The following is a 14,087-nucleotide window of genomic DNA, read 5'->3' as shown; positions in this document are numbered from 1 at the left end:
CGGGCTCAGCCCACGCGTGTCCAGTCCATGAACCAGTTGCCCTCCCAGGTCTGGCCGCCGTCGCGCGACACCGCCTGGTGCCAGCGGCAGCTGGTGGGCGTGATGCGGTCCCAGACGCCGCGCACGCGGATGGGCTGGCCGTTGTCGTCGTCGTCGGCCTCGAAGGTGCCCACGCCGTCCACGAAGCCGCCGGGCATGCCCGGGGGCGAGAGCACGCCGCTCTTGGCGTTGACCCAGAAGTCGCGCCACACACGCTCCTTCACGTCCAGCAATCGCAGGCCCATGCCCGCAAAGCCGCGGTCGGGGATGCGCAGCTCTTCCACGCTGCCCACGCCGCCCAGGAGGCTCCAACAGGTGGCCTCGCCACGGAACGCGTCCCACTCGCCGGGGGCTTTGAGGCGGCGGTGGGCGATGCGCCACTCGCCGTGCAGGAAGTGGAAGTCACCCGGCTGGCCGGGCGGGATGGCGGGCGCGGTCGTGGGCAACGGGGCGGCGTTGGCGGGCAGCGCCGCGTGGCCGCCGGCGGCCAGGGCGGTGACGGCTTGCAAGAGGGTGCGGCGTTGGGGCAGGTTGGGCATCGAAGGCTCCTGGAGGGGTGGGGGAGAGGGACAGGGGTCAGGCACGCCAGGCTTGGGCCAGGGTGAGCGCGGCGGTGCCCGCCAGCAGCAAGGCCACGCCGCGCTGCAGGTGGGGCCGAGGGGCGCTCCGGGGGCGACCGGCCAGCAAGGCCAGGCCGCCGTACACCGCCACCTGGGTGCTGGCGGTGATGGCCGCCAAGCCCAGCGCGCGCGCCCACCAGTCGGTGGCGCTGGCGCCCGGGGGCGGCAGGAACTGCGGGAAGACGGCCACGCCGAAGAGGTAGGCCTTGGGGTTGAGCAGGCAGGTGAGCGCGCCGCTGGCGAAGGCCTGGCGCGCGGGCCGGCCGGGCGCCGCCGATGCATCCGGCCCGGCCAGCGCTGGGGCGCACCACAGGCCCCAGGCCAGCCAGGCCACGTAGGCGGCGCCGGCCACCAGCAGGCCGTTGAACAGCGCCGGCCAGGCCTGCAGCAACAGGCCCAAGCCGGCCACGCCCAGGCCCACGTGCACCAGGCCGCCGGCCACGATGCCGCCCAAGGCGGCGAAGCCCGCGCGGCGGCCGTGGGCCAGCGCGCTGCCCGTCACCAGGGCCATGTCCATGCCGGGCAGGGCCACGATGCCGGCCACCAGCAAAAAGTACAGCCACAGGGGGTTCGATTCGGTCACGGCAAGGGCCCAGCGTTGATGTGGGTGCGATGCTGCGCCCTCAACCATGACAAGGCGTGTCATGTTTGAATCCGAACCATGCAAGCCAGCCGTTTGTTGTCGATCCTGATGCTGTTGCAGTCCCGCGGGCGCATGACGGCACCGGCCCTGGCGCAGGCGCTGGAGGTCTCGACCCGCACCATCCTGCGAGACATCGACCAGCTCAGCGCCGCGGGCGTGCCGCTGTGGGGGCAGCCGGGGCGGCAAGGAGGCTTCCAGCTGCAAGCCGGCTGGAGCACGGCGCTGACCGGCATGACCGAGCCCGAGGCCCAGGCCCTGCTGCTGGCCGGCCTGCCCGGCGCCGCGGCCGAGTTGGGCCTGGGCGGCGCCGCGGTGAGCGCAAGGCTCAAGCTGCTGGCCAGCGTGCCCTTGCCCCTGCGCGACCTGAGCAACCGCGTGGCCCAGCGCCTGCACCTGGACCCCTTGGACTGGTACCGCGCGCCCGACGAGCCCCGCTTCCTGCAAGAGGTGGCCCATGCCGTGTGGCACGCCCAGCGCCTGCGCCTGCGCTATGCCAGTTGGACCGGCGAGGCCGAGCGCACGCTGGAGCCGCTGGGCCTCGTGATCAAGGCCGGGGCTTGGTACTTGGTGGCCCGGCGTGCGGCGCAAACCGCGGGGCGGACCTACCGAACCTACCGTTTGGCCAGCATCCAAGCCCTGCGCGCCACGGGCGAGGGCTTCGAGCGCCCGGCCGACTTCGATTTGCCCACGTGGTGGCGCGAATCGGCCCAGCGCTTCGAGGCCGAGCTGCGGCGTTTGGAGGTGCGCGTGCGCGTCACACCGCGGGGCCTGGGCTGGCTGCGCAACGCGCGGCTGCTGCACGCGCCGCTGCCGGCGCCGCCCGAAGGGCAGGGCACCGAGCTGAGCTTGGCCTTTGAAAGCGAAGAAATGGCCGCCCGGCAGCTGCTGGCCTTTGGGGCCGAGCTGGAGGTGCTGGCGCCCGAGGGCGTGCGCCAAGCGGTGGCGGACCAAGCGCGCGCGGTGGGCGCGCTGTACGCCCGCCCGCGCCGCGCCTGAGGTGGCGGCTGACGGCCCTCAGTTCGCCTGGGTCACGCTGCGCGCGAGTGCGGTCAAGGCCTCTTTCGTCTCGGGCCGTTGCAGCAAACCGTTGTGCCCGACTTCCGGCACCAGCACCCAGCGCTTGGCCGGGCTCGGCAGGGCATCGAACACGCGGCGCGCGGCGGCCGGCGGCGTGGTGCGGTCCTCGGCCCCGCTGATGACCACCGCCGGCGCTTTCACCGCGGCCACGGCCCGCAGGTTGTCCACGGGCTCCAGCGCCGGGTCGATCTTCAGGGTCACGAAGGGCACGGCGTACCAAGGCAGCTGGCCCCGGATCAAATCGGGCACCGTTGTGCCCGTGCCCACCAGCGCCAGGCCGTCCACCGGGCGCTGCTGCGCCACGTGGCCGGCCACGAAGCTGCCCAGCGAGAAGCCACCCACCAGCAGCGGGCCACTGGTGCGGGCGCGGGCGACGTCGTAGAGCTTCACCGCGTCTTCGGCCACCAAGGCCACGGTGGGGGCGCCCGGGCTGCGGCCGTGGCCCCGGTGGTCCACCAGCACCAGGTTCACCGGCGCGTCGGCCCAGGTGCGCATCAAGCTGGCGGCGGTTTCGTCGGCGCGGAACAGGTTGCCGCCGAAGAACAGCACCGTGCCCTTGGCGCCCGGGCGCTGCACGTGCAGCGCGCGCAGGGCCAGGTCGGGCGCCACGGGCACTTGCCACTCGGCCACGGTGGCCTGGGGCCAGACCTTCTGCGCGGCGGTGCTGTCGAACACCGGCGCCAGCGGCGGGTTCTTCAGCGCGGCGTTGGAGCGCAGCAGGTCTTGCTCGCCCACGGCGATGGTTTGGCAGGCGCTCAGGCCCAGGGTCAGCAACAGGGCGCCGAGGCACTGCAGGGAGGAAAGACGCATGTCGAGCCAGGAAAGTGTCGAAGCCGCGCATCCTGCCCATGCGCAATGCACGTGTCGTCCGTCTTTGTGACGAAGTGCATTCCCAGGCCCCTAGGGTCTGCCCTGAGTGCCAATCGTCAGGGGGGGTGCGGCCTGCCTATCCTCGTGGCCATGACCCAACGCCTTGCCCCGCTTTGTGCCGCCCTCCTGGGCGCTTGCCTGCTCACCGCCCCCGCCTTGGCCCAAGACGCCGCCAAACCCGCCGCGCCCGCCAAGTGGAACGTCAACCAACCCCCGGGCACCGCCAAGACGGTGACGCTCGACACCCGCACCGGCACCTGGATGAGCGTGGACGTCAGCCCCGACGGCAAGACGGTGGTGTTCGACCTGCTGGGCGACCTGTACGTGATGCCCATCACCGGCGGTCCGGCCAAGGCGCTCACGCACTCCATCGCTTGGGAGATGCAGCCCCGCTTCAGCCCCGACGGCAAGCAGATCGCTTTTGTGAGCGACGCTGGCGGCGGCGAGAACGTGTGGGTGATGGACGCCGACGGCAGCAACGCCCGCGCCATCAGCACCGAGGACTACCGGATGATGAACAACCCGGTGTGGCACCCCAACGGGCGTTACATCGCGGCGCGCAAGCACTACACCGGCACCCGCTCGGCCGGCTCGGGCGAGATTTGGCTCTACCACCTGGACGGCGGCAAGGGCGTGCAGCTCAACGAGAAGCCCAACTGGCAAAAGGACCTGGGCGAGCCGGCGATCTCGCCCGACGGTCGCCACCTGTACTACTCGATGGACGCCACCCCCGGCCGCACCTTCGAGTACAACAAAGACAGCAACAAAGAGATCTTCCGCATCGTGCGGCAAGACCTGAAGGACGGCAGCAGCGAGCCCTTCGTCACCGGCCCCGGCGGCGCCATCCGGCCCACGCCCTCGCCCGATGGCAAGCACCTCGCCTTCATCCGCCGCCAGCGCCAGGCCGACGGCACGCAGGCCAGCATGCTGTACCTGAAGGACTTGAAGTCCGGCGCCGAGCGCGCCGTCTGGGGGCCGCTGGAGCGCGACATGCAAGAGGCCTGGTCGGTGCAGGGCGTGTACCCCGGCATCGCCTGGATGCCGGGCAGCCGCGAGATGGTCGTCTGGGCCCGCGGCCAGATCTGGCGCGTGGACGTCACCCAGGGCACGGCCGCCAACATCCCCTTCCACGTGCAGCACACCCGCGAGGTGCGCGAGCCCCTGCGCGTGCAGCACGACGTGGCGCCCGAGCGCTTTGACGTGCGCCAGCTGCGCTGGGTGAACACCTCGCCCGACGGCAAGCAGGCCGTGTACTCGGCCCTGGGCCAGCTCTACGTCAAAGACCTGCCCAACGGAACGCCCCGCCGCCTGACGAACCAGAACGAGCACTTCGAGCTCTTCCCCTCGTTCTCGCGCGACGGCAAGTCCCTCGTCTACAGCACCTGGCACGACGAGAAGCTGGGCGACGTGCGTGTGCGCAACCTGGCCACCGGCAAGGAGGTCGTGGTCACGCAAGAGCGCGGCAAGTTCGTGGCCCCGCGCCTGTCGCCCGATGGCCAGCAGGTCGCCTACGTCAAGGCCCGCGGCGGCTACCTGACCACGCCCTGGCAAGGGCTGGGCACCGGGGTCTTCACCGTGGCGGCCGATGGCAGCGGCAAGCTCACGCGCATCAGCAAAGACGGCGAAGCGCCGCAGTGGGGCGCCGACGCCAGCAGCCTGTACCTGACGCGCACCACCTACCCGAGCGAGGTCGACATGCTGCGCACCCTGGTGCGCATCGACCTGGCCACGCGCGAAGAAACCCCCGTGGCCAAGAGCGACTTCGCCAGCGAGTACGCCGTCTCGCCCGACGGCCAGTGGCTGGGCTTCGTGGAGCGCTTCCACACGTACGTCACCCCCATGCCGCAAACCGGCAAGCTGGTGAGCGTGGGCCCCAAGATGGACGCGCTGCCCGTGCGCCAGCTGGACGTGAACGCCGGCGAGTATTTGCACTGGTCGGGCGACAGCGGCACCCTGCGCTACAGCCTGGGCGACGAGCTGTTCAGCATCCCCGTGGGCGCCGCCTACGCCAAGGACTTCAAGCGCCCCGAACAGGGTCTGAAGATCGGCTTCCAACAGGCCGCTGACAAGCCCCAAGGCGCCACCGCCTTCGTGGGCGGCCGCATCGTCACCATGAAGGGCGACGAGGTCATCGACGGTGGCGTGCTCGTGGTCCAGGGCGACCGCATCGTGGCCGTGGGCCGCCAGGGCGAGGTCGGCATCCCGGCCGGTGCGCAGGTGGTCGACGCCAAGGGCAAGACCCTGGTGCCCGGCTTCATCGACGCCCACTGGCACGGCGCCATGGCCGAGACGCAGTTCATCCCGCAGCAAAGCTGGGTCAACTACGCCAGCCTGGCCTTCGGCGTCACGGCGCTGCACGACCCCAGCAACCGCACCAGCGACATCCACACCGCCGCCGAGATGCAGCGCGCCGGTCGCATCGTCGGGCCGCGCATCTTCAGCACCGGCACCATCCTCTATGGCGCGAAGGCCGACGTCACGGCCGTGGTCAACAACCTCGACGATGCGCTCACCCACCTCAAGCGCCTCAAGGCCGCCGGGGCCATCAGCGTCAAGAGCTACAACCAGCCCCGCCGCGAGCAGCGCCAGCAGGTGCTGGAGGCCGCCCGCCAAACCAACATGATGGTCGTGCCCGAAGGCGGCTCGCTGTTCCAGGCCAACATGACCATGGTGGTGGACGGCCACACCACCGTGGAGCACGCGCTGCCCGTGGCCAAGGTGTACGACGACGTCAAGCAGCTTTGGGGCCAGAACGGCGTGGGCTACACGCCCACGCTGAACGTGGGCTACGGCGGCCTGGACGGCGAGCACTACTGGTACGCCAACACCGAGGTGTGGAAGCACCCCATCCTCAGCCAGTTCGTGCCGCGCAGCGTGCTCGAGCCGCGCGCCGTGCGCCGCCTGACCGCGCCCACCGAGGACTTCAACATCATCCAAGTGGCCAAAACCGCCACCGAGATGCAGCGCGCCGGCATCAAGACCAGCATCGGCGCCCACGGCCAGCGCGAGGGCCTGGGCACCCACTGGGAAATGTGGATGTTCGCCTTGGGCGGCATGACCCCCATCGAAGCCCTGCGCACCGCCACCCTGAACCCCGCCCAGGTGCTTGGCCTGGACAAGGACCTGGGCTCGCTCGAGGTGGGCAAACTGGCCGACGTGGTGGTCATCGACGGCGACGTGCTCAAAGACATCCGCCAGAGCGACCGCATCCGCTTCGTGATGCAAGGCGGCCGCCTGTTCGACGTGCCCACCATGAACGAAGTCGGCGCACGCCCCAAGGCCCGCAAGCCCTTCTTCTTCGAAGGCGCCGCGCGCGATGTGGCGGTGGACGAGCACGCGCTGGACGACGCGTCGGGCTATGGGCACGTTTGCAAGCACTAAAACGCGCGGCGCTGCCGCGCTGCTCGCACTCTTCCTCGCCGCCTGCGGCGGCGGAGGCGGTGGCAGCGCGCCGGCCCCCACACCCGCGCCCCCGCCGGTCCAGCAGACCGACGGCTCGCTGGACGACCCCACGGTCTACAGCAGCGGGGCCGACGCCGCGCTGGCCAGCGCGATCGAGGCCGCGGCCGTCACGCCGCGCAGCCTGGTGCTGGGCGGCCAGCGGCTGGACTACACCGCCACCGCCGGCCACCTGATCGCCCGCGAGCCCGACGGCGCGCAGCGCCCGCAGGCCAGCTTCTTCTACGTGGCCTACACGCTCAACGGCGCCAACCCCGCCACGCGCCCCGTCACCTTCTTCTACAACGGCGGCCCTGGCTCGGCCAGCGTGTGGCTGCACCTGGGCTCCTACGGTCCCAAGCGCCTGGCCACCGGGGCGCCCAGCACCACGGGAACCCAAGACTTCCCCCTCGTCGACAACGCCGACACCCTGCTGCCGCAGACCGACCTCGTCTTCGTCAACGCCATCAGCACCGGGCGCTCGCAGGCCATCGCGCCTTTCAGCAACCGCAGCTTCTGGGGCGTGGACGCCGACGCCGCCGTGTTCCGCGACTTCGTGCGCCGCTACCTCGACGTGAACCAGCGCAACGCCTCGCCCAAGTTCCTCTTCGGCGAAAGCTACGGCGGCCCGCGCACCGCCGTGCTGGCCCGCCGCCTGCAAGACGCCGGCGTGATGCTGGACGGCCTGGTCCTGCAGTCCCCGGCCCTGGACTACAACAGCAACTGCGACATCGGCAGCGCGCCCACCATCGCTTGCACCGGCTACGTGCCCAGCTACGCCGCCACGGGCGCCTGGTTCGGCCTCAGCCGGCCCGTGCCCACCGACCTGGGCGCCTGGGTCAACCAAGTCCGCCAGTTCGCCAGCACCCGCTACGCCCCGGCGGTGCAAACCTTCCTGAGCCAAGGCAGCGTGCCGGCCGACCTGCCGCCGCTGCTGGCCGACTGGACCGGCCTGCCCGCCGTGCAGTGGCAAAGCCAGTTCAACCTGCCGCCCAGCCCCTACCGCAGCCGCTTGCTGCCGGGGCAATTGCTGGGCCGCTACGACGCCCGCATGGCCGCGCCCAACGGCAGCGTCTTGGCCGCCGAGGGCGACCCCAGCAGCACCTTCATCAGCGGCGGCTTTGCCCGCGCCATCGACCGCTACCTGCGCGACGAGCTGCGCTACCGCAACGCGTCCACCTACGTCGTGCTCAGCAACGCCATCCAGCTCTGGGACTTCCGCCACGCCGGCCGCAACCTGCCCGACACCGTGCCCGACCTCGCCGCCGCGCTCGCACAAAACCCCCGCCTGCGCATCCTGGCCGTCAACGGCGTGCACGACCTGGCCACGCCCTTCCACACCACCGAGCTGGACCTCGCCCGCCTGGGCTCCGACCGCGTGCAGGTCAGCAACCACGCCGGCGGCCACATGAGCTACCTGGACGACACCAGTCGCCCCGCCCAGCGCGCCGCGCTGGCGCAGTTCTACGCCCAGGTGCTGGCCAACCGCCCGGCCAGCGCCGCGCCCGAACGCCAAGCCCAAGCCGCCCGCGAGCGGCCCCCGGCCGACCGCGTGGGCGTCTGGCCGCCGCAGCCCCAGGCGCCCGTGGCGCCCGAGCCGGCGGTGCAGGGCGTGCTTTGCGATCCTTGCGTGCCGCCGAGGCGGTGAGGGTCCTAGCGCCGACCGCTGGACTGCCGCGCCACATGGCCCGTCGCCGCCGCCATTGGCATGATGCGGCCGGTTAAGTCAAGTGCCGGAGCGCTCGGTCCGTAGCTGGGCCAAGGCCGCCAATGCGGCATGCGACGACTCGACTTGGTGGTTCAACGCTTCTCGCAAGCGGAGGGCCCTTGCAAAGCGTTCATCTGCGTCGTCAAGCCGGCCTTGCTCGACCAAGCTGCGGCCCCAGTGGTGAAGGGCCATCGCCTCGATGCGTCGCCACCCGCGTCGGTCAGCCAACGCCACAGCCAAGGCGAAGTGGCCATCGGCCAGCTGACGTTCTCCTACGTACTGTTCTGCTGTGGCCAATGCCGTCCAGAACCAAGCGATGGGTTCTTCAAGAGGCAGAGACTGCGCCAGTGCCTCGTGCCCCTGCAGCAAGGTCAGCGCTGCGTGTTCTTGCCGAGCGGTGGTGAGCAAGCCCCCGAGATCGGCAACAAGGTCCAGCACTGTGGCGTCGTCGCCCGCAGCACGTGCGGCCGCCAGGTCTGCACGCGACTGCTCAATGCGACGTGCCAGCGCCTCTGGGTCGGGCGCTGAAAAGCGCATGAATTCAAACGGGGCAGGGTTCGGCATGGACCGAGGCGTGTTGGTGTTGGTGAGGCTGGTCGGCTGCCTTCCATGGGCCGATGCATCAGCAGTTCGGGCGACGTCCCAGGGTCACGATGGACCGGCAGAGGACCGAAGCCTAGGCCACACTCAGCCGCCACAAGCCGTGCGGATTGAAGAAGGGCTCATCGGCCGCGTGTCTTGCGTCTGCCTCCAACTGGATGCGGTAGCGCGGGGCGGTGCTCGTTAGGCTGAACGTGTGTTGGTCGGCGAGCACGGGCGTTTCGGTCAGGCGCCAATGGTTGAACCGGTTCATCAGTTCAGCGGCGGCATCTGGGGACAGCGTGCGCGGCACTTCGCAGTCCGGCAGGGAGAAGTTGTGCATGCCGCACGAGTAATAGTGGTCGCGATCTGCGACCAGTGTGACGACGGCGGCGTACAAGTCGAAAGCGGTCCCGGACACCAACTGGCTCCAGCGCTCCCATGTGTGGGCAACGCCGGTCGATTCGACCTTGATTGCCAGACCCCCCACGCTCTCCAAGAGCTTGGTGAACTTGGCGACCTTGGCCCGCTCCTCCAACAGACGCGGGGGGGCGCGAAGGTAAGCGACGCTGGCATGGCGGTCGATGGCCGCCAGCGCCGCCTCCGTGAGCTTTCCTTGCCCGGCCAACTCAAACGCACGCTTGATCTGCGGATCGCGAGGTTGCACTTCGAGCCCGACGTGCTCCTTCTCTTGCATGTCCGCCAACACCATGCCCGCAAACATGAACCGTCCCTTGGGCTCGTGGGTGACGACGCGTCGAATGAAGTCGGAACGACCGTCCCACATGCCAGGAATGCAGAAGATGGCTTCGGTGACGGGCATTGGCTGGGCCATGGGGGTCTCGGTGAGCAAGAAAGCTGTCGCGCTTGATGTGATGACGCCAAGTGCGCTGCGCCTGGAGGTGTTCATGAGAGCTGGTCGCGTTGATGGCGATGGATTTCACCCCTCGCGGCTTGGGGGGCGGGTCGCTGCCGGGGTGGCTGCCCTGCAATGGGCACCATTTTGGCGAGCCAGCAGGGAGGCTTCGCAGCGAGCTTTCGATGACCGCCCTTGGCGTTATCGGTCATAGGCGTGGTGCTCGTGGTCGCTAAGCGGGACACAACACCAGCCGACTTCGACAAACCGCTGATGGCTCGCAAGCGTTCTCGAACGATCGGCCTACTCGCATGAACTAGGTCCAGGCGATGGCGTGAACGGCGCTTTTCTGTTGAGCGATGGATTCAGGGCAGGGCGCCGGCTGGACGGTAAGGTGGACCGGCGGCCTACCGGGGCTGCGCTGCACCTGCGTTCAGTAAGCGTTCGTAGACGTGCAAATCCCCCGCCGAGAAGCAGCAGAACACCACCTCCTCCAGCGAATCAAACCCCGCGACCGCCGCCTTCACGGTCGACACCGCGACCTGGGCGGCCAGTTCGATCGGGTAGCCGTAGATGCCCGTGCTGATGCTCGGGAAGGCGATCGAGCGACAACCGTTCTGGGCGGCAAGGGCCAGCGACTTTTCGTAGCAGGACTGCAGCAGCGCGGGCTCGCCGTGCTCGCCGCCGCGCCACACCGGGCCCACCGTGTGGACGATGAACTTCGCCGGCAGGCGGTGGCCCTTCGTGAGCTTGGCCTCGCCCGTTTTGCAGCCGCCCAGCAAGCGGCATTCGTGCAGCAGGTCAGGCCCTGCGGCGCGGTGGATGGCGCCGTCCACGCCCCCGCCGCCGAGCAAGGACGAATTCGCGGCGTTGACGATGGCGTCGACGCTCAGGGTGGTGATGTCGGCCTGGAGGGCGTGGATTCGGGTGGGCATCGCAGGGGGAGGAGGGGCGGTTTCAGGCGTCGACAGGGCGGCACGGCCACGCCGCCGTCGGCTCGTCCCCTACGCCGTGGGGGCGCGCCCGTGGCCCGCAGCGGTGGGTCAGGTCCCGTTCGAGGACGCGCCGACGGTTCACGTGGGCCGAGGCCATGGCTGTTCCTGCAGCGCGACGAGCAGACGCCGAGCGCCGAGCCCCAGTGGGTGGATGCGGTCGTGGATGGCAAACAGGCCGATGGACGGCGGCAGCACGCCCGGGTCTTCGATGCGCAATGGCACCAGCGCGCCAGCGTCGAGGTGGGCTTGCACCAGATGGCGGGGCATGGTGCCCCAGCCGAAACCCGCCAGCAGGAACTCCAGGCGCCGGGCGATGTCGACAAAGCGCCAGACCCGGGTGCTCACCACGCTGAAGCGCGGGCCGGGCCGCTGCTGCGGGTCGGTCAAGATCAGTTGCACTTGGTCTTGCAGCAGGTCGCGCGTGATGGGGCCCGTTTCCTGCGCGAGTGGGTGGGAGGGGGCCACCACTGGCACCATCGTGATTTGGGTCAGTGGCATGGCCTGCAGGTCTTGGGCGACTGAGGGCAGCAAGGCGCAAAGCCCGATCGTGGCGCTGCCATCGCGCACCCGGCGCTCGGCCGAGCCCATGCCCTCGGTGAACAGCGTGACCGCCAAGTTGGGGAACTCGGATTGCAAGAGCGCCAGCGCTTGGATGACCGGTGGCGAGGGCACGAAGCTGTCCATGGCAAGGGACAACTCGGGCTCCATGCCGGCCGCGATGTCTTGGGCCGTGCGCTCGAAGCGCTCCGCCTGGCGCAGCACCTGGCGGGCTTGGGCCACCAGCGCCCGGCCCGCGTCGGTGAAGCGTGGCGTGCGTGTGCTGCGATCGAAGAGTTGCACCCCTTGGCTGTCTTCCAGGCCCTGAACGGCGTGGCTGATGGCCGACTGCACCCGCCGCAGGCGCCGACCCGCCGCGGAAAAGCTGCCCGCTTCGTCGATGGCGACGAGCACGCGCAATTGGTCGAGGGTGAGGGCGCCGATCACTATCTATCTACAAACAAGATTAAATTGATCGAAATGTTATCGCTTCCATAAATGGAACGCAGGTCCTACCGTTGCATCCGTGCCGCCGACCGTCGTCGGCCACTGCAACTCAGGAGCATTTCATGACGACCGAATCCCTCGCTCTCGCGCGCCCCCGCAACCTGCTCGGCGCTGGCCTCTGGTTGGCCCAAGGCGGGCTAGCCTTCTTTTTGCTGTGGGGGGCTTACATGAAGCTCGGCATGCCCTTGGACGAGGCCGCCAAGATGGCGCCCTGGGTGGCGGCCCATCCTGGTTTGGCCCGCTTCACCGGTGTGGTGGACCTGCTTGGGGGCTTGGGCATCGTGCTGCCCGCGCTGCTGCGCATCTGGCCCGTGCTGAGCGTTTGGGCCGCCGCGGGCATCACCGCCTTGCAGGTGCTGGCGATGGGCTTTCACATCGTTCGCGGCGAGGCCATGGTGCTGCCCATGAACCTGGTGCTGCTGGCGCTGGCGGTCTTCGTCCTTTGGGGCCGCACGCGGGCGCGGCCCTTCGCGGCGGGACGCTGAGCGGGCATGCGCTGGGTGCGGGGTTGGTGGCCCCGCCTCACTCCCAAGACGGCAACCGAAAGTCCGTCGCCAACGCCAGCAGGCGCAGTCCGCTGGCCAGTCCGGCGCCCACCAGCAGCACCGCCCCTTCGGGCCAGCCCAGGGCCTGGGCGCCCACCACGGCCCAGCCGCCCAGGAAGGCGCACACGGCGTAGGGACGGTGGTCGTGGAAGGCGCTGGGGATGTCGTTGCACACGATGTCGCGCAGCACGCCGCCGCACACGGCGGTGATCACGCCCATCAGCACGGCCACGATGGCCGGCTGGCCCATGGCCAGCGCCAGCTGCGTGCCGGTGGCGGTGAACAGGCCCAGGCCCAGGGCGTCGGGCCATTGCATGGCGCGCTCGGTCACGGCCAGGTGGCGCTTGCGCAGGAACAGCATGGCGCCCAGGCACAGCAGCACCAAGGCCCACAGCCAGTTGGCGTGCTCCACCCAGAAGAAGGGGCGGCGGTCCAGCAGCACGTCGCGCAACGTGCCGCCGCCAAAGGCGGCCAGGCCGGCCACCACGATGAGGCCCACGGCGTCCAGCTTCTTGCGCGCGCCGGCCAACAGACCGGACAGGGCAAAGGCCACAGTGGCGGCGATTTCGATGGCCGACACCAAGGTCGACGGGCTCAGTGCCGGGCTCAGGGCCGAGGGCAGGGCGATCAGCGGCATGTTCAGGGCTCGTTCTCGGGGTCGTTGCGCGCGCGCTGGGCCGCGGCGGCGGCTTGCCGCAAGGGCGCGGCGTCGGCGGCCGGGTCGCGTGCCAGCGCGACCGACGTGGCCTCCACGGCCTCGGCCCATTGCGTCAGGGCCCTGTGGTGCTTGGGCAGCTCGGACTGGCAGGCCGCCAGCACTGGGGGCACCAGGGCCAAATAGGCCTCGAAGAAGGCGCGGTCGCTGGCGGGCTCGCCCAGCGGGAAGAGCTCGGGGTTCAGCTGCACGCGCAGGCTGCGCCACCAGTAGGTGCACACCTCGGCGGGCATGTCCTCGGCCCGCTGCCAGCTGCCGGGCGCGGGGGTGAAGCTGGCGCGCAGCCAGCCCATCACCGGCGCCAGCTGCTCGGCGGGCTTGGCGCCGGGTTGGCGCGCGCGGGCCACGGCGATCAGGCCTTTCAAGGTCCAGTAGTCGGCGTTGGTGCAAGGGTTCTGCGTGGCGCCGTAGGCGGCGTGGCAGTGGTCGGCCATGCGCTCGGCCAGGGCCATCAGGCTTTCGAACTCGGCCGGCTTCAGGTCGGCTTGGAACTCGTTGGCGCGGTCCAGCACGAAGGCCGCGCTGGCGCGCATCTTCACGGGCTGCGCTGGGCCCACCAGGCCCGAGGGCACGGCCGAGAGCGAGTCGGCCTGCGACGTCAGCCAGTCCCGCAAGGCCGTGCGCAGCGGGCCGCGGCGGGGCTGGGCGTCCAGCAGGGCCTCGGCGTCTTTCGACCACCCGTGCAGCTGCTGCCGGAACGCCGACGGCGACTGAGCGCTGGCCGGGCCCGCCATTCCCAGCGCCAGCAGCGCTGCACCGATCCCGATCCGCCAAGCTCCCATGCCCCTGCGCCCCTGAGTTTCAAAAGGGGACGATGCTAGCCAGTCACTTTCGCGAAGGAAGCGCTGCAGGTACGGGAAGTTACGGGTACGTAACCGCATGTACCTCGCCACACTCCGCAGCGCTCCAGTCGCCCCCACGGTCGGCTGGCCCCCGTAGTTGGTTGTAGGGGCGTTGC

At 70.2% G+C, this 14,087-nt stretch carries 13 protein-coding genes; 4 read left to right on the top strand and 9 right to left on the bottom strand.

Features of this window, described 5'->3' with window-relative positions; all coding sequences use genetic code 11:
- Positions 1 to 5 precede the first annotated feature (5 nt).
- Both EOD73_RS15335 and EOD73_RS15330 read right to left on the bottom strand, forming a co-directional pair.
- Positions 6 to 578, bottom strand: coding sequence for a hypothetical protein (locus EOD73_RS15335; RefSeq protein ID WP_127683920.1), 573 nt, complete (start codon positions 576 to 578; stop codon positions 6 to 8).
- Between the two features lie 37 nt (positions 579 to 615).
- The gene (locus EOD73_RS15330) at positions 616 to 1,242 is read right to left on the bottom strand and encodes a LysE family translocator (protein ID WP_240660740.1); all 627 of its coding nucleotides are present in this window, start codon (positions 1,240 to 1,242) and stop codon (positions 616 to 618) included.
- A 78-nt stretch (positions 1,243 to 1,320) separates the two neighbouring features.
- On the opposite strand from EOD73_RS15330, the gene EOD73_RS15325 reads away from it, so the two are divergent.
- Positions 1,321 to 2,298, top strand: coding sequence for a helix-turn-helix transcriptional regulator (locus EOD73_RS15325; protein ID WP_127683919.1), 978 nt, complete (start codon positions 1,321 to 1,323; stop codon positions 2,296 to 2,298).
- A gap of 18 nt (positions 2,299 to 2,316) precedes the next feature.
- Here EOD73_RS15325 and EOD73_RS15320 read toward each other — a convergent pair whose 3' ends face one another.
- On the bottom strand, positions 2,317 to 3,189 hold the full coding sequence (locus tag EOD73_RS15320; RefSeq protein ID WP_127683918.1) for an alpha/beta hydrolase: 873 nt from the start codon (positions 3,187 to 3,189) through the stop codon (positions 2,317 to 2,319).
- Positions 3,190 to 3,339: 150 nt separating this feature from the next.
- Between EOD73_RS15320 and EOD73_RS15315 the strand changes: the two genes are divergently transcribed.
- Entirely contained in the window at positions 3,340 to 6,630 is a 3,291-nt protein-coding gene (locus EOD73_RS15315) for an amidohydrolase family protein (RefSeq protein WP_127683917.1), read from the top strand.
- Entirely contained in the window at positions 6,608 to 8,335 is a 1,728-nt protein-coding gene (locus EOD73_RS15310) for a S10 family peptidase (protein WP_127683916.1), read from the top strand. The genes EOD73_RS15315 and EOD73_RS15310 overlap by 23 nt, the downstream gene beginning before the upstream one ends.
- Before the next feature lie 78 nt (positions 8,336 to 8,413).
- On the opposite strand, the gene EOD73_RS15305 is transcribed toward EOD73_RS15310, so the two are convergent.
- The 4 genes from EOD73_RS15305 to EOD73_RS15290 form a co-directional block, all read right to left on the bottom strand.
- Positions 8,414 to 8,959, bottom strand: coding sequence for a tetratricopeptide repeat protein (locus tag EOD73_RS15305; RefSeq protein ID WP_127683915.1), 546 nt, complete (start codon positions 8,957 to 8,959; stop codon positions 8,414 to 8,416).
- 112 nt (positions 8,960 to 9,071) lie between these two features.
- The gene (locus EOD73_RS15300) at positions 9,072 to 9,884 is read right to left on the bottom strand and encodes a DUF4261 domain-containing protein (protein WP_127683914.1); all 813 of its coding nucleotides are present in this window, start codon (positions 9,882 to 9,884) and stop codon (positions 9,072 to 9,074) included.
- Between the two features lie 353 nt (positions 9,885 to 10,237).
- Entirely contained in the window at positions 10,238 to 10,765 is a 528-nt protein-coding gene (locus EOD73_RS15295) for an O-acetyl-ADP-ribose deacetylase (protein WP_127683913.1), read from the bottom strand.
- Between the two features lie 138 nt (positions 10,766 to 10,903).
- On the bottom strand, positions 10,904 to 11,809 hold the full coding sequence (locus EOD73_RS15290) for a LysR family transcriptional regulator (RefSeq protein ID WP_127683912.1): 906 nt from the start codon (positions 11,807 to 11,809) through the stop codon (positions 10,904 to 10,906).
- A 122-nt stretch (positions 11,810 to 11,931) separates the two neighbouring features.
- Between EOD73_RS15290 and EOD73_RS15285 the strand changes: the two genes are divergently transcribed.
- Positions 11,932 to 12,354 carry a DoxX family protein gene (locus EOD73_RS15285; RefSeq protein ID WP_127683911.1) on the top strand — a complete coding sequence of 141 codons (423 nt, stop codon included), beginning with the start codon at positions 11,932 to 11,934 and terminating at the stop codon, positions 12,352 to 12,354.
- 37 nt (positions 12,355 to 12,391) lie between these two features.
- Here the strand turns inward: EOD73_RS15285 and EOD73_RS15280 are convergent, their stop codons facing one another.
- Positions 12,392 to 13,051, bottom strand: coding sequence for a trimeric intracellular cation channel family protein (locus tag EOD73_RS15280; protein WP_127683910.1), 660 nt, complete (start codon positions 13,049 to 13,051; stop codon positions 12,392 to 12,394).
- A gap of 2 nt (positions 13,052 to 13,053) precedes the next feature.
- A complete protein-coding gene (locus EOD73_RS15275; protein ID WP_127683909.1) occupies positions 13,054 to 13,911 on the bottom strand; it encodes a hypothetical protein in 858 nt (285 codons plus the stop codon).
- Positions 13,912 to 14,087: the final 176 nt, after the last annotated feature.

Origin of the sequence: Inhella crocodyli (assembly GCF_004004565.1) — a bacterium.
Lineage (GTDB): Bacteria > Pseudomonadota > Gammaproteobacteria > Burkholderiales > Burkholderiaceae_C > Inhella > Inhella crocodyli.
Note: the sequence above shows the minus strand (reverse complement) of the source record. Positions and strands in the feature narration are given on the sequence as shown.